Genomic DNA, 14,830 nt, shown 5'->3' on the forward strand with positions numbered 1-14,830 from the left:
CGCGACCATGGGCGGGCCCGCACGATGTCCCGGTTTGCAGCGCCTTTCCTCTTCTCCCGGCGCTCGCATCTCCCTCGCATCCCCTCTCGTACCAGAGGACGGTCACCACCATGAGTACCGAGATCCAGGGCTACGGCCTCGTCGTCGATGTCCTGACCGGCAAGTTCCGGGTTCCGTCCGACCGGGTGTCGCCCGGCGCCACGCTCGCCGGGCTGGAGCTGGACTCCCTGGCGCTCGTGGAGTTCGCCCTGACCCTGACCGACCGTACCGGTGTCCGCTTCACCGGCGAGGAGGTCGGCGCGGACCTCACCCTGGGTGCCCTCGGCGAGGCCGTGGACGCCAGGCTGCGCGGCGACACCGCCACCGCGAGGTGACCGGCCGACCCGCCGTAGCGGTGACCGGCCTGGGCGCGGTGACGCCGGCCGGCACGGACGCCGGCGCCTTGTGGCGAGCGGTGTGCGAGGGCCGCTCCACGGCCACGCGCGATCCCGGACTCGCCGGCCTGCCGGTCGACTTCAGCTGCCGCGTGCCCGAACCGTTCGAGCCGGCCGTGGGGCACCGTCAGCTGTGGCGACTGGACCGCTTCACCACCCTCGCCCTCGCCGCGGCCGACGAGGCCGTGCGGGACGCGGGCCTGTCCCCGGCGACGTGGGACGGGGCCCGCGTCGGTGTGGTGGTCGGCTGCGGGCTGGGCGGGGCGTGGGCCTGGGAGGCCCAGTACCGCAGGCTTGCCGAGCAGGGGCCGGAGTCCGTCTCGCCCCTGGTCGTGCCGATGGTGATTCCGAACATGGCGGCAGGCGAGATCGCGCTCGTGCTCGGTGCCCGTGGGCCCAGCGTGGTCACTGCCACGGCCTGCGCCTCCGGCGCGAGCGCGCTGGCGGTGGCGCACGGCTGGCTGACGCAGGGTCTGTGCGACGTGGTCGTCGCCGGGGGCGCGGAGTCGGGCAGCACGCCACTGATGGTGACCGGTTTCCACCGGGCCGGCGCGCTCTCGGCCCGTACGGCCGATCCGGCGGCCGCGTCCCGGCCGTTCGCCGCCGACCGCGACGGTTTCGTGATGGCCGAGGCCGCCGCCGTGCTGGTTCTGGAACGGGCCGAGGACGCACGCGCCCGGCGGGTGCGGCCCCGGGCGCTGCTCGCGGGCTGCGGGGCGGCCACGGACGCGTACCATCCCACCGCTCCCGACCCCACGGGCCGAGGTGCCGAGGCGGCGGTGCGCGCCGCGCTGGCCGCGGCGGGTCTCGCCCCGGAAGACATCGGTCATGTCAACGCGCACGGCACCTCCACCCCGCAGGGGGACGCCGTGGAGGCGCGGCTCATCGCCCGGGTGTTCCCGCACGGGCCGAGCGTCACCTCGGCCAAGGGCGCCCTCGGTCACGCGCTGGGGGCCGCGGGCGCGGTCGAGGCGGTGCTGACGGTGCTGAGCCTGCGGGAGGGCACCGTGCCGCCCACGGCCAACACCGACGCGCCCGACCCCGCCCTCCCGGACCTCGACCTGGTGGTGAAGGCGCCCCGCAGCCAGGACGTCGTGGCCGCCGTCAGTAACTCCTTCGGCTTCGGCGGCCACAACGTCTGCCTGGCCTTCACCCGGCCCTGAACAGCCCCGCTCCGTCCCGCGCCCGGGCCTCCAGCAGCGCCGCACGCCGCTCGTCGAAGGCCCGGGCCCGCTCCCCGAGGGCCTCCAGCCACTGCCCCAGCTCGTCCTGGCACCGCCGCCCCCGAGAGCCGGCGGCCGGCATGTCGAGTGCCTTGAGCGTACGCAGCAGCGGTGCCGCCACCTCGTCGTGGAACACGCCCACGTGGAAGATCCCGCCGAGTGCCACGTCCGCCGCCAGCCGCTCGAAGTCGGGGGCGCCGTGCCCGGGCATGCGGAAGGCGCGCAGCGTGCGCGACAGCGCCTCCAGGGCCGGGCCGGGTTCGATCGACAGGGCGGCGCGGAAGAGGTCGCGGTAGAACACCATGTGGAGGTTCTCGTCCGCGGCGACGCGCGCCATCAGCCCTTCGCAGACGGGATCGCCGCTGTGCCGGCCGGCATTGCGGTGCGCCACGCGCGTCGCCAGTTCCTGCACCATCACGTACGCCAGCCCGGGCAGGACGCCGCTGTCACCGAACCGGAAACCGGTGGACACCTGGCGCATCCGGGCGCGCTCGAGCGCGACGGGGTCGACGGCGCGCGCGGCGTGCAGGTAGGCGCGGAGGGCGGCCGAGTGCCGGTCCTCCTCGGCCGTCCACCGGTGCAGCCAGGTGCCCCAGGCGCCGTCGGCCGACACCGTTGTGGCGAAGGCGTGGTGATAGCCGGGGAGGTTGTCCTCGGTGAGCAGGTTGAGCACCAGCGCCCCGCGTACGGGTGCCGCCAGCGCCGACTGCTCCTCGCGCCACTCCTCGCCGCCCAGCGGCCCGTCGAAGTCGCTCGCCCTGCCCCACGGCACGTACTGATGGGGGAACCACTCCCGGGAAGTGGCCAGATGCCGGTCGAGCAGGTCACCGACCATGGGCTCCAGCACGGTCAGCCAACGGACGTCGTCCCGGCTTCGGGACTTCTCGGTGTCAAGGGTCACAGCGACCGAGTATGGGCTGCGGAACGGTGGCGCCGGGTACGGCGTCACCCGGGGGAGTGACCCGGTGCGGCCCGGTACATCTCTCGTGGTGTGAGTGCGTGCCGGGCCGCCGTGCGTGCGGCGGACGAGTCGGCCGCTGTCGCGCCCGTGCGATCTGAGAGCGTTACGAAAACGGTGGGGCCGTCGTCCGGGTGCTCGTGGGGGTCGTTGGCCGGCACGGTGAACTCGTCGACGACATGGAACGAGGCCGCATTACCGAGCAGGGCACGTTCGACCGGCTCGTCCGCGCCGGCGGGCTGTTCCAGGAGCTGTACGAACTCAGCCAGGACCGGTGACCCGGCGGACCACTGACCCGGTAGAGGGCCGAAGGGGACCGGAAAGGGGAGTCCACGACCGTCCGCTGTGCTGTCAAGGCGGGATTTGGCCGATGATCCACACGGGTGAAAAACTCCTGTTCATGACAAAGGATCAGGTCGGCAGGCTCATCGGTGCCAGCTTCGGGCTCTTCTTCATCCAGGCGAACGCGGGCACCCTGCCGATGGCCGTCGCCGTTCCGCTGCGCATAGCCGCCATCGCCGCGTTCCTCGGCCTGGTCGTCTTCGGGCGGCGGCGCGGTGGAGGCACCGGGAGCAGCGGTGACGCGACGCCGGGCGCGAGCTTCGGGCGGCGCTACTGGTACGTGGTGGCGGCCGAAGTGCTCGGGCTCGCGGCCGGGCTGCTGGTGATCAGCAGGGTGCTGCACACCCCGCGCGCGGCCGTGGGCTGGATCGCCTTCGTGGTCGGCGTGCACTTCTTCGGTCTTGCGGTCGCCTGGGGAAGGCCCGGGCTGCGCGTGCTCGGCGGGTCGATGGCGGCCTGCGGTGCCGCCGCCCTGGTGCTGGCGGCGTGCGGTGCCTCCGCCGCCGTCATCGGGGTGGTCGCCGGAATCCTTCCCGGCACGCTCCTGCTCGCCTCGATCTGGTGGTCCGGCCGGACGAGCGCGCCCGCGTCCGCCGCGCCCGAGCGGACCGCGGCCTGAAGCTCGGCCGACGATGTCCAGGGCCTCCCCGCCGAAGCCCTCGTCGGTCAGCCGCTGCGGGGTGTTCGGCACGCCCCGGCGGATCGCCAGGCCCGGGGTGTCCGGATACGCCGGAGCCGGTGCACGAACCGGCAAGTACCGTGCACTGAGGGTCGAGGACCTGTCGGCACCCCTCGCGTCATCCTCGTGCCACACGAGTTCGACGAGGTCTCGACGAGGGAGGAAACGCATGATGCGCATGGCGAAGGCCCTGGCGGTCGCGGGGGCGAGCCTGGCGCCTACGCGTAGTGCCGCGCGAGCGGGGCATGTGATCCTCGCGGTGCCGCTGAAAGTACGGCACCGCTCGTGCTCCAGGCGCTTTGGCGGGTGCCGAACAGGGCTGAGGCATGTGCCCCCTCCCTGCGGCGCACCACTGCCGTGGCCGTTGCCGTCGTCTTCGCTGGGAGGCAGCGTGCCAGGAGGCAGGGCGCCGCGAGTGACTGCCACGGCGGTGAGTGCTGCCGGGACCACGACGGCCCGGGATCCGCGCTGTCGGATGGGTCATTTTCGGCCGAAGAACGGTCGCCGGGCTGGTTCGCGCGGGCGGTGAGCGATCATGGTGCCGAAAAGTCGGCTGGTGGGGCCGTCCGGAGCCGTGAAAGGGCGGAAAAACTGGTGGCGGCAGATCCGTTGGATGCGGCGTGGAGGATTCAGACGGCTCTGGCGGACTGGACGGGCAAGGCCGACACCAAGGCGTCGATCGCGCTCAGCCTGCAGTCGGCCGTGCTGGCACTGATCGGGGTGCTGACCGGAGCCGGCCATGGATTCCGCCGGGGGCCGGTCCTGGCGCAGGTGTTGGGGTGGGCGGGTGTGCTGACGCTCCTGGCGGGTGCCTGCCTCGCGGCAGCGGCGGTGTCACCCAACCTGCGGTCCGAACGGCGAGGGCAGGAACCCGACGAGGACTACCTGTTCTTCGGCCACCTGCGGCACTTCGAGCCCGAGCAGTTGGAGAGCGCGCTGCGTGAGAGAGATCTACTGGCCGCGCTGTCGCGGCAGCTGGTGGTCATGAGTGAGATCGCCTGGGCCAAGCACCGCCGGGTGCAGTGGTCGTTCGCGGCGGCGGTGACGGGCTCGGGTGCGCTGGGCATCGCGGCCGTGATCGGTTAGCAGCCGCCGCGGACGGGGGCGCCCGGACGGGGAGCGCGGGCGGGGAAGTGCGGACGGGGGATTCATGAACTTTCGCGGCGTGGTGCCCGAAGAGGCCTGGGCGGATCTTGTGCGCCGCGGCCAACGGCGCCAGTACCGGCGAGGGTCGGTGTTGTTGAGTCAAGGGGAGACGGCGACCGCCGTCATCGCTCTCACCGACGGCATCGTCAAGGTCGCGCAGTCGGCCCGGAGCGGGGACCACGTCCCTCTGGCCCTGCGTGGTGCGGGCGAAGTGCTGGGCGAGATGGGAGCGCTCCTCGACCACCGCAGATCGGCCACGGTGACAGCCGTGACCGCGTGCACCGGGTACGTGCTGCCCGCGCACGCGTTCCGTGGCTACCTTGCCCGGCACCACCTGGAGGGGGCCGTGTACCGGCTCGCCGTCGAACGCATGCAGGAGAACGAACACCTGCATGCCGCGCTGATCCGGTTGCCGCCCCGAGCGCGTGTGGCGCGAGTGGTCGGCTACCTGGCAGCCGAAGTCGGCGTCCCGGACGTTGAAGGAGCCGTCAGTGTGCAACTGGGCATGGACCGGGAGGAACTCGCCGTCATGGCGGCGATGAGCCGTTCCTCGGTGATGGCGGTGCTCCGTGATCTCCACGCCATCGGAGTGCTGACCCTGGGGCGTGGCCGCCTGGTGGTCAATGACAGTGCCGCCCTCGCGGAGCTCTCCGAGGGGTAGAGCACGGCGCCGGCAGCGCGATGTGGTCCACGTCACCACGGCACCGTCCAGCGCTGGACGGTGCCGCCGGCCGTCTGCCGCCACAGTCGCTTGTGACCGCTTCGCCGGCACCTTCCACGAAGAGACACGAAGAGAAGAGACGCCCTATGACTCCGTCCTGGGAGCCGCTATGGCCCTACCGCGCCGTCCTCGCGGTCGACGCGAGAAGCTTCAGCGCGCACAACAGCACCGGCATGCAGCAGGTCAACGCCGTCATCCAGCAGGTGCTCGCGCAGGCGCTGTCGGCCGTCGGCCTGAGCGCCAGGTGGGAGCAGCGCGCCTTCCCGCAGCACACCGGGGACGGGTACGTCGCCGGCATGGACCCCGAGGTGTTGCCCGCTCTGGTCGGGTGCTTCCCCGAGGCGCTCAGCCAGGTCCTCCACGACCACCGGCGGCACAACCCCGGCCGGCCGGCCCTGCAGTTGCGGGTCAGTATCCACGTCGGCCCGTTGCCCCCCACCGGGCTCGGCGTACCGATGGTGGAAACCCACCGGCTGCTGGACCACGACGCGTTGCGTGACCTGTTGGCACGCGCCAATCCCGAACTGACCAATACGGCTGTCGTCATCTCGCAGCGCGTCCACGAAGATGTCTTCCGCAGCGGGCTGGCGACGGGCGGAACGCTTCCCGCGCACTATGCGCGGAGCATCGCCAAGGTCAAGACCTTCGAGCAGCCCGCCTGGCTGCACGTCCCGGGCCTCGACTGGGGCCTGGCGGACCCCGGCATCTTCGAGACCGCCGATGCCGGCACGTCGCAGGCGCCTTCGCAGCCGTCTTCACGGACACCCGGCGAGCCGCAGGCGCAGGCGCCGTCGCCCGCTCCCGCGGCGGTGTCCTTCACTCAGCACGGCAACGGAAACGTTCAGGGCCAGCACCAGCACTTCAACGGCTTCGGGGGACTGCGATGACCGACGACACCTACTTCACCCGGCCGCCGGGGGAGCCCCACCTGGACGCGAACTCCGGTGCTCGCGCCGACGGCAGTGGCGACGGCAGTGGCGAGGGCAGTGGCGAGGGCCGGGACAGCCGGCCCGTACCCCGGGAGGAGGAGGCGACGCCATCGCCCAGGCGCTCCTCATGGCCGGGCCGGCCCATCTGGTCACTCGGGGGAGGCCGCCACCCGGCCGACTCCACCGACGAGTCCGAACACGAGCAGGGCACGGCCGAAGCGGAGGCCGCCGTACCCCACACCGCGGACGCGGAACCCGGCCACCCGGTCCACCCCGCCAAGCAGTTCACGCAGGAAGTGGTCCCCGGCGGCCTCGGCTTCCAAGCGGACACCCAGAACTTCTACGGCAACGACTTCGTACGTCCCCAGCCGGTCCCCCTGACCGACTTGCACGCCTGCGCCGATGACCGCTTCGTCGCACCGCGCGACAGCCGGCGATGGACTCAGGCCCAAGAGCTCCTCGCCCAGGGCGGAGTCGTCGTCCTGTGCGCGCCCCCCGGAAACGGACGACGGACGGCTGCCCTCCGCCTGCTCGGCACGGCCGCGCCCCTCTCCGTCGGGCCGCTGTTCACGGACCTGGAACCCGAGTGGTCCAAGCCCGACGTGGCCAAGCTCCCGGCCGCACCGGGTGGCAGGTACCTCCTGGACCTCTCCGAGATGCCCGAGCCTCCCGGCCCGCGCTTCGGCGAGATGCTGCGGGGGTACGGAGAGACCGGCAAGGGAGCCGATCGGTACCTCGTCGTCCTCGCCACGCCGCAGAGCTGGCAGGGACAGTGGGCGGAAGCGACACGTCCGTTCACGGTCGTGCTTCCCTCGCCCGACGCGAAGCCGCTGGTCACCCAGGAGCTCCGACGCCGCGGCGCCGCCCACAAGGTCAGCTGGCTCGAGGGCACGGCCTACGGCGACATCTGGGAGTCCAACCCGCCGGCCCAGGACGCACGCCGCCTGGCCCGCATCGTCCAGGAGGCGACGGAACACGACGACAGCGCCATCGTCGACGAATTCCGGGGCTGGCACCACCACATCGGCGACCTCCTCAGCCCGTCGAAACAGGGGCCCGGGGAACCCACACTCGTCGCCACCCGCGCCATGGTCTGGGCCGGCGCCCTCCTGAACGGCGGCACCAAGCGGTCGGTCGTCCAAGCGGCCGACATGCTGCTGCAAAGCCTGAATCTCTCCCGCGAACCGTTGGACGTCCTCTCGGACGCGACCTCCAGCCGGCGACTGGAGGCGGCACACCTCGGGTCCCACGGCGATCGCGTGTTCCACGACCGGAACAAACACGACCTGGCCCCCGCGGTGCTGCGACACCTGTGGGAGGAGTTCCCCACGCAGCGGGACCTGCTGCGCACCTGGGCCGTCGCCGTGGCGGCGGACCAGAGCCTGCCCGAGGACGACGCGCGCCTCGTCATGGGATCGCTGCTCAACCTGGCCACCGACGTACACGACAACGCCATCATCGACCGTGTCGGAAGGGACCTCGCCGGGCGCCGCCGTTCGCTGGCCGTCGAGGTTCTCACCCATGCGGCGCTGGACCCCGAGATCGGGAGGTACGTCAGGAACAGGCTCTACCAATGGATGACCGCCGCGAAGCCACCGGCCGAGCTGATCGCTCTGGTCACGGAGATCTGCGGGGGCGAGCTGGCGGTCCACCAGCCGGGCATCGCCATGACCCGCCTGGCCAGAGCAGCGGCCCATTCCGCGTACCCTTCCCAGCCGATGGCGGAAGCCTTCAGGAAGCTCAGCGAGGTCAACCCGGCCGAAGTGGCCAGGGCGCTCAGGACCTGGCTGGGGGAGCAGCAGCCCAAACGGCACGCCCTGGTCGCCTTCCTCGCCCTCGCCTCCAGCGACGTGGGGGCACGGCTCCTGCTGGACACGGCGAGCGAGCACGACGGGCGAGTGCGCTTCGTACGTGCCTGGCAATCGCTGCTCGGCGATGACGACGCGCGGGAGGCCGCGGACGCGGAACTGACCCGGTGGGGTGTCGCCGCGGAGAAGGGGGACCTTCCGGCCGACGTGCTGACCGACCTCCTGGCAGACGTGTACGAACCCGAGGTGCACCGGAGCAGCTTCAAGCGCTTCTTCGCGAGGGACGAGGAGTTCCAGCAGACCTTCTGGGGCCGGATCCTCGAGCAGGCGATCATCCGGAACCATGAGCGTCGCAAGGCAGCCGCCGGGTGATGTCGTACTTCGGGCTGCGGCGGAGCATGCGCCTGCGCATCTCCGCCACCTGGCCCACAGCGCTCTTCGGCATCCACTACAGCGCCAGTGGCGTACTGCGCTGCCGCCCCGCCCCCGAGCTCCGGGAGCGGGGCCGGGGCGTTGTGCGCTCCGTCGCACGCCAGGCTCTCGAGGACATCGCCCGCCCCATCACCGGCGAGCACATGCCGTCGGCGCTCGACGGAGCGCAGAACGCCCTGGCCCTCCGGCTGTCCGAATGGGGGCCGGTAACAGAGGGATCCGCGACGGAGATCAGAGCGCGCATCACACTCCGCCTCGCCCCCGAGGACCGCGCCCGTTCCCAGGCGTACGAGGACGCTCGTCGTGAGCAACAGCTTCTGCATCGACTCGACTCCGACCGGATCGGCCACCTGAGGAACGAGATACTCGTCAGCGCCGATGCGGCACGTGCCTGGTGGATCGACCTCCACAGAGACGGCAGCCGCCCCATCTCGTGGGAGGAGTTCGACACCCACGTGCTGCCGTACGTGGGGAACGCGCAGGACCCCCAGTCCAAGGCCATGCGTACCGCCGTCGTGCTGGCCAAGGTCATGGAGAGGCTGGACAGCGATCCGGGTCGCCACCAGCAGTTCCGGGCCACGACGCGTGTCGTGCTGCAGCAGATGAACTGGGAGGACCTGGCCGACGAGTTGTGAAGACAACGGCGTCGGGGTGCCGTGGACGCGGAGGCTATTCCGTGCGGCTTGCGCTGTGTGTCTCCGCGGGGCCCGGTGCCGGGCCGGTGTGGGTGTCCGCGGTACGGACTCGTGGTGCGCGGAGCGTGACGAGGACGGCGAGTGCTCCGAGGAACGTGACCCCCGCGGCTGTCAGTGAGGTCACGCGCATCGCCGAGATGAAGGCGTCCACCGCGTGCCCGGCGAGGCCGGATCCGGTGGGGCCGAGGCGGTCGGCGACGGTGAGGGCTCCGGCGACGGACTCCTGGGCGTGCGGGCGCAGGGCAGGAGGCAGGGGGCCGAGATGGTGGTCGATCTGGTCGTGGTACCGGGACGCGAGCAGTGAGCCGAGGACCGCGACTCCCAGTGCTCCTCCCACCTGGCGGAGGGAGTTGAGTACGGCGGCGCCCGTTCCGGCGCGGTGCCGGGGGAGTGTGGCCATGGCGGAGGAGGTGGCGGCGGGCATGACGTAGCCCATGGCTCCTCCCATGAGGAAGAAGAGGGCTTCGCACACCCAGAGGGGGGAGTTCTGGTCCAGGACGCTCACGCCGAGGAATGTCAGCGCGGTCAGGGTCATCCCCCCTGTGCAGACGGCTCGGGCGCCCAGGCGGCGGGCCAGGATCGTGCTGTGCGGGGAGAGGGCGATCTGGCCGATGGCCAGGGGGAGGAGGCAGCAGCCTGCCTGCAGGGCGTTGTAACCGCGCACGCTCTGGAGATAGAAGATCATGTAGAAGGAGGAGCCCAGGAGGCCGAAGAAGACCACGGCGATGGCGGCGACGGCGGCGGAGAAGCGGGCGTCACGGAAGCACCGCAGGTCCAGCGCCGGGTGCGCACTGCGGTGTTCCCAGGCGACGAAGCAGGCCAGCAGGGCGAGGCCGGCCAGCATGTTCGCCCATACGGGGACCACGGCCCAGTCGCCGGTCTCGCCACCCTTGATGATGCCGAGGACGAGCAGTCCGAGGCCGGCGACGCACAGCAGGATGCCGACGGGGTCGAAGGGCCGGCGGATCGGGTCGGCGGATTCGGGGACGAACAGCGCGATGGCGACGGTTCCCACGAGGACGATGGGGATGTTGATCAGGAAGAGTGAGCCCCACCAGTAGTGCTCCAGCAGCAGGCCGCCGGTGACGGGGCCGATGGCCACGGCGAGTCCGGCCGAGGCGGCCCACAGACCGATCGCCTTCGCCCGTTCCCGGGGCGGGAAGACGTTGGTGATGATGGCGAGGGTGGCGGGGACGACGAGGGCCGCACCGATGCCCATGCCGGCGCGGGCCGCGATGAGTTGGGCCGCGCTGTGGGAGTAGGCGGAGGCGGCGGAGAAGGCGCCGAAGACCAGAAGCCCGGCCAGCAGTGTGCGTTTGCGGCCCATGCGGTCGGCCGCGAGCCCGGCGGTGATCAGCAGGGTGGCGAAGACCAGGGTGTAGGAGTCGACGGTCCATTGCAGTTGGCTGTTGGAGGCCTCGAGTCCGTCGGGGGTGGGCAGGGCCAGGGTGCGCAGGGCGACGCTGACGATGGATGTGTCGAGGACGACGAGCACGAGGCTGACGACCAAGGCGGCCAGGACCCGCCAGCGCCGGGGATCGGCCGCGGCCGCCTCCGGGGCGTCCCCGCCGCGCCGCTCCGTCGCTTGCTCGCGCTCCTGCCGCTCGACTGGCTTTTCCGGCATCAGGATCTCGCTCTCGTCGCGCGGCAAGGTTCTCCGCAAGGCATGGGTGAACGGATTGCGCGAGCGTGCCCGGCTCCATGATGCAGGAAGTGCCGTGCCCCTGGCTGAATGATCGGAAAAACGGCCCGGAGCGATGCTGGGGAACGGCCCGACAGAAAGTCATACAAGATGACTTCGATGGGAGATCGGGCGATCGCTTGACTCGGATCCCTGCGATTCGGGACCGTTGTGAGCGCCACTCACCCCGTGGGAACATCGGTGACCTCCCGTCACATCTTCAGCGGCAGAATGTCGGTAGGAGACGGTCCTGAGCTCTCAACCACCAGCAGATCCGGCCCGGTTACCCGCTCCTTCCCTGGAGGAGATCCGGGCCTTCATCAATGAGTTGGTGCCGTTCCAGAAACATGTGGGGGCGGATGTCATCGCGATCGGCGATGACTGCGCCACAGCCGTGCTGCCGGATTCCGCCGATACGCTCAACCATGTGGGCACCCGGCATGCGGGCGCGCTCTTCCTCGTCGCCGAAGCGGCCGCTGGAGCGGCTCTGGCCGGAGCGCTCGCGGAATGGATCACTGCGACGGTGTTCGTGCTCCGGGAATCGCGGATGACCTACCGCAGGAAGGCTCGCGGAGAAATCCGGGCCGTGGCGGAATTCCCCGGCCGGGAACTCCGGTCAACGGTTCGGAGCCTTGCCGCGGGAGAGCGGTTCGAGGCCACCGTGACGTCCTCCTTGCAGGACGGCGAAGGTGAGTGCGTCGCCGAGGCCGAATTCACCTACCACTGCCGGGTTCGGCTCACCGAGCCTTCCGGTCAGGCGTGACGACGTTCCCTGACGTTGCCCGAGAGGAAACACAGCCCCGTGAACTCCCTGGAGCGCCACGACCTTCCGCTCTCGAAGATCCCGAAGCGTTGGTACAACGTACTCCCTGATCTCCCCCGCGCCCCGGACGACTATCTCGATCCGGCGAACAGAAAGCCGGTGGGCGAGGAATTCATGGAACGGCTGCTGCCCAAGGCCCTGATCGCCCAGGAGACGTCCCTCGAGCGGTGGGTCACCATCCCCGAAGAGGTACGCTCGGCATACGGACTGTGGCGCCCGACCCCTCTGTTCAGGGCGCACGCCCTCGAGCGCCACCTGGACACCCCGGCGGAGATCTACTTCAAGTACGAGGGTGCCAGCCCGTCCGGCTCGCACAAGCTCAACTCCGCACTGGCGCAGGCCTACTACGCCCGGCTGGAGGGAATCGACCGGCTCGTCACCGACACCGGGGCCGGGCAATGGGGCGCGGCGCTGTCCCTGGCGTGCGCCCGGTTCGGAATGAAGGCCCTGGTCTACATGGTCCGGGCAAGTTTCGAGAGCAAGCCCTACCGACGCCACTTCATGGAGACCTTCGGGCAGCAGGTGCTGCCCAGCCCGGGTCCGCACACCGCCTACGGCCGGGAACTCCTGGAGAAGAGCCCCGACCACCCGGGCTCCGAGGCCACCGCGGTGAGCGAGGCCCTGGAGACCGTACGGCAGAACCCGGGCGACCGGTTCTCGATGGGTGCCTTCGCCAACCATGTTCTCCTCCACCAGACCGTCGTCGGGGTGGAGACCCGCGAGCAGTTGGAGCAGATCGGCAAGCAGCCCGACTTCCTGGTCGCCTCCGTGGGCTGCGGCAGCAACATGGGAGGGTTCGCCTTCCCGTTCGTGGGCGACAAGCTGGCCGGGGCCGACCTCGAGATCCTCGCCGCCGAGCCGGCCGCCTGTCCGACGCTGACCGCCGGCGAGTACCGGTACGACTTCGCCGACGCCAGCGGTCTCGGCCCGCTGGCCCGTACGTACACCCTCGGTCACGACTTCGTCCCCCCGCCGATCCATTCCGGCGGCCTGCGCTACCACGGCGCCGCCCCGCTCGTCGGCCTCGCCCGGGCCGAGGGAATCCTCGGCTCGCGGGCGTACGCGCAGAAGGAGGTCTTCGCGGTCGGCTCGCTCTTCGCCCGGCTGCACGGCCTGCTGCCCGCCCCCGAGACCGCGCACGCGATCCGGGCCACCGTGGAGATCGCCGAGGAGTGCCGTCGCACCCGGCGCCGCGCTGTGATCGTCTTCTGCTACAGCGGTCACGGTCTGCTCGACCTCGGCGCCTACGGGGCATTCACGGCCGGGGAGATGACGGACGCCGAACCGTACGAGTCCGTCGCCGCGGGCGATCCCGTGTTCGCCGACCGGGGCGGGCGGTGACGATCGTGTACTCCTACGCGCAGTACATCGGCGGCCAGGACCGGCCCGGCAGGCGCTGGACCTACTGCCTCGACGCCGGGGCCTTCCTGCTCGACCCGCGGGGCACCTTCACCCGCAAGCGCCGCCTGGAGAGGGCGGGCGGCGAGGCCCAGGAGGGCGTTACCGAAGGGATCGTGGGACGGGTCGGGCTCAGCAGCAGCGACGACGTGGCGGACGCGCTCCTCGCGGCGCACACCGCTCGCGCGCAGTGGTCCGCTTTTGATCTGGACACCCGGATGGAGCTCGGACCGCGGCTGCACGCCGCCCTCACGGCGCGTTACGACGAGCTGCTGTCGATCCTCGTCTCCGAGGGCCATCCGCGCCGGCTGGCCGAGTGGGAGATCGCCGGGATGCTCATGGGCAGCAGCGAGGAGACCGTCTCCTTCTACCGCAGCCAGCTGGAACAGCACTTCGACGCGCCCGGCCGGACCCTGTCCCTGCTCCGCAAACCCGACGGCGTCGTCTGCCTCAACCCGCCCCAGAACGCCGCCGCCTCCAACTCCTTCCTCGGCACGGCCGCCCTCGGCGCGGGCAACACCCTGGTGGTCAAGGCTCCGCGCACCGCACCCCTGGGGGTCGCCTTCGTCTACCGCGAGCTGGTCGTCCCGATCCTCGAAGAACTCGGGGCGCCGCCGGGCACCGTGAACGTGGTCTCCGGCGCCACCCGCCCCATGCTGCGCCAGTGGCTCGCCAGCCCGCACGTCGACGACATCATGTTCTTCGGCGACAGCGACGTCGGGCTGGAATTCGGCACCGAGTGCGTGACGCACGGGAAGAAGCCCGTCCTCGAACTCTCCGGCAACGACACCTTGGTGGTGTGGAACGACGCCGACCTCGACGGCGCGGTGGAGGCGCTCCTCGAGTGCTTCTACGGTTCCGGGCAGATCTGCATGGTGCCCAAGACCGCCGTCGCCCACCCGGACGTCGCCGGCCCGCTCCTGGAGCGCCTCACCGCCCGTTGCCGCGAGCTGCGCCCCGGCCTTCCCGACGCTCCGGACGTGCTGCTCAGCCCCGTACTGAAGATGGACCGCTTCCACGAGGTCCTCGCCGACGCCCGGCAGCACGGCGGACGTGTCCTGTGCGGCGGCCGGCGGGTCGGCCTCTCCGGGGAGCCGTCGCTCACCGGGGCCTTCCTGGAACCCACCGTGGTCCGCATCGACGGCCTGCGCGACGCGCGCCGGGTCCGGGCCGTGCGCGAGGAGACGTTCTTCCCGCTGCTGGCGGTCGTCGTCCCCGACGAGCAGGACGGGAACGGTGAACTGCTCGACGAGGTCATCGCGTTCGTCAACGACAACGAGTACGGACTGCGCAACTCCCTGTGGTCCGCCGACGAGAAGGTCGTCGACGCCTTCGTGCGCCGGGTGACCAACGCCGGGCTGCTGAAGGTCAACGAATCCCACATCGGCTTCGTCCCCTACCTCGGTACGCACGGCGGCACCGGCCGTACCGGTGGTGTCCACGGCGAGCTGAACTACCCGAACCTGCGCACCTCCCACCTGCAAGGGGTCTCGGTCGCCAGGACCGGACTCCGGCGCCCGCCGGACTGACCCCGGCGGGCACCCCGGCGACGTAGTGGCAG

Annotated in this window: 14 protein-coding genes; 12 read left to right on the forward strand and 2 right to left on the reverse strand. The window is 71.2% G+C overall.

Going from position 1 to position 14,830, the window contains the following annotated elements:
- Positions 1-110 precede the first annotated feature (110 nt).
- Positions 111-374 carry an acyl carrier protein gene (locus tag IE295_RS16230; RefSeq protein ID WP_179199149.1) on the forward strand — a complete coding sequence of 88 codons (264 nt, stop codon included), beginning with the start codon at positions 111-113 and terminating at the stop codon, positions 372-374.
- Positions 371-1,597: a beta-ketoacyl-[acyl-carrier-protein] synthase family protein gene (locus IE295_RS16235; protein WP_190064312.1), complete on the forward strand. Its 1,227-nt coding sequence runs from the start codon at positions 371-373 to the stop codon at positions 1,595-1,597. The genes IE295_RS16230 and IE295_RS16235 overlap by 4 nt, the downstream gene beginning before the upstream one ends.
- Here the strand turns inward: IE295_RS16235 and IE295_RS16240 are convergent.
- Positions 1,584-2,558: an acyl-ACP desaturase gene (locus IE295_RS16240; RefSeq protein WP_224323407.1), complete on the reverse strand. Its 975-nt coding sequence runs from the start codon at positions 2,556-2,558 to the stop codon at positions 1,584-1,586. The genes IE295_RS16235 and IE295_RS16240 overlap by 14 nt on opposite strands.
- A 197-nt stretch (positions 2,559-2,755) precedes the next feature.
- Here IE295_RS16240 and IE295_RS16245 point away from each other — a divergent pair, with 197 nt between their 5' ends.
- The 7 genes from IE295_RS16245 (at position 2,756) to IE295_RS33565 (ending at position 9,307) form a co-directional block, all read left to right on the forward strand.
- The gene (locus IE295_RS16245) at positions 2,756-2,893 is read left to right on the forward strand and encodes a hypothetical protein (RefSeq protein WP_190064424.1); all 138 of its coding nucleotides are present in this window, start codon (positions 2,756-2,758) and stop codon (positions 2,891-2,893) included.
- A gap of 122 nt (positions 2,894-3,015) precedes the next feature.
- Positions 3,016-3,576, forward strand: a complete 561-nt coding sequence (locus IE295_RS16250; RefSeq protein ID WP_224323406.1) for a hypothetical protein — start codon at positions 3,016-3,018, stop codon at positions 3,574-3,576.
- A 654-nt stretch (positions 3,577-4,230) separates the two neighbouring features.
- Positions 4,231-4,722: a Pycsar system effector family protein gene (locus IE295_RS16255; RefSeq protein ID WP_190064314.1), complete on the forward strand. Its 492-nt coding sequence runs from the start codon at positions 4,231-4,233 to the stop codon at positions 4,720-4,722.
- Between the two features lie 64 nt (positions 4,723-4,786).
- Complete coding sequence (locus tag IE295_RS16260) at positions 4,787-5,443, forward strand: Crp/Fnr family transcriptional regulator (RefSeq protein ID WP_190064315.1); 657 nt, start codon at positions 4,787-4,789, stop codon at positions 5,441-5,443.
- A 146-nt stretch (positions 5,444-5,589) separates the two neighbouring features.
- Entirely contained in the window at positions 5,590-6,390 is an 801-nt protein-coding gene (locus IE295_RS16265) for a hypothetical protein (protein ID WP_190064316.1), read from the forward strand.
- On the forward strand, positions 6,387-8,612 hold the full coding sequence (locus IE295_RS16270; protein ID WP_190064317.1) for a hypothetical protein: 2,226 nt from the start codon (positions 6,387-6,389) through the stop codon (positions 8,610-8,612). Before IE295_RS16265 ends, IE295_RS16270 begins: the two co-directional genes overlap by 4 nt.
- A complete protein-coding gene (locus IE295_RS33565; RefSeq protein WP_224323405.1) occupies positions 8,612-9,307 on the forward strand; it encodes a hypothetical protein in 696 nt (231 codons plus the stop codon). Before IE295_RS16270 ends, IE295_RS33565 begins: the two co-directional genes overlap by 1 nt.
- 34 nt (positions 9,308-9,341) lie before the next feature.
- On the opposite strand, the gene IE295_RS16280 is transcribed toward IE295_RS33565, so the two are convergent.
- Entirely contained in the window at positions 9,342-10,991 is a 1,650-nt protein-coding gene (locus IE295_RS16280; RefSeq protein ID WP_190064318.1) for an MFS transporter, read from the reverse strand.
- 364 nt (positions 10,992-11,355) lie between these two features.
- Between IE295_RS16280 and IE295_RS16285 the strand changes: the two genes are divergently transcribed.
- Genes IE295_RS16285 through IE295_RS16295 form a run of 3 tightly spaced genes read left to right on the forward strand, consistent with a single transcriptional unit; the run spans position 11,356 to position 14,798 of the window.
- Complete coding sequence (locus IE295_RS16285) at positions 11,356-11,811, forward strand: PaaI family thioesterase (protein ID WP_268255700.1); 456 nt, start codon at positions 11,356-11,358, stop codon at positions 11,809-11,811.
- 39 nt (positions 11,812-11,850) lie between these two features.
- Positions 11,851-13,212 (forward strand): TrpB-like pyridoxal phosphate-dependent enzyme, encoded by a 1,362-nt coding sequence (locus IE295_RS16290; RefSeq protein ID WP_190064320.1) that lies wholly within the window; start codon positions 11,851-11,853, stop codon positions 13,210-13,212.
- Positions 13,209-14,798, forward strand: coding sequence for an aldehyde dehydrogenase family protein (locus IE295_RS16295; protein WP_224323404.1), 1,590 nt, complete (start codon positions 13,209-13,211; stop codon positions 14,796-14,798). The genes IE295_RS16290 and IE295_RS16295 overlap by 4 nt, the downstream gene beginning before the upstream one ends.
- The last annotated feature ends 32 nt before the right edge of the window (positions 14,799-14,830 follow it).

Origin of the sequence: Streptomyces griseocarneus (assembly GCF_014655595.1) — a bacterium.
In the GTDB taxonomy this organism is placed as follows: Bacteria; Actinomycetota; Actinomycetes; order Streptomycetales; family Streptomycetaceae; genus Streptomyces; species Streptomyces griseocarneus.

What these genes read in the sequence shown, in the direction of transcription:
- IE295_RS16230 (WP_179199149.1), top strand. Translation starts at nt 111, where the DNA reads ATGAGTACCGAGATCCAGGGCTACGGCCTCGTCGTCGATGTCCTGACC.
- IE295_RS16250 (WP_224323406.1), top strand. Translation starts at nt 3,016, where the DNA reads ATGACAAAGGATCAGGTCGGCAGGCTCATCGGTGCCAGCTTCGGGCTC.
- IE295_RS16260 (WP_190064315.1), top strand. Translation starts at nt 4,787, where the DNA reads ATGAACTTTCGCGGCGTGGTGCCCGAAGAGGCCTGGGCGGATCTTGTG.
- IE295_RS16265 (WP_190064316.1), top strand. Translation starts at nt 5,590, where the DNA reads ATGACTCCGTCCTGGGAGCCGCTATGGCCCTACCGCGCCGTCCTCGCG.
- IE295_RS16270 (WP_190064317.1), top strand. Translation starts at nt 6,387, where the DNA reads ATGACCGACGACACCTACTTCACCCGGCCGCCGGGGGAGCCCCACCTG.
- IE295_RS33565 (WP_224323405.1), top strand. Translation starts at nt 8,612, where the DNA reads ATGTCGTACTTCGGGCTGCGGCGGAGCATGCGCCTGCGCATCTCCGCC.
- IE295_RS16280 (WP_190064318.1), bottom strand. Translation starts at nt 10,991, where the DNA reads ATGCCGGAAAAGCCAGTCGAGCGGCAGGAGCGCGAGCAAGCGACGGAG.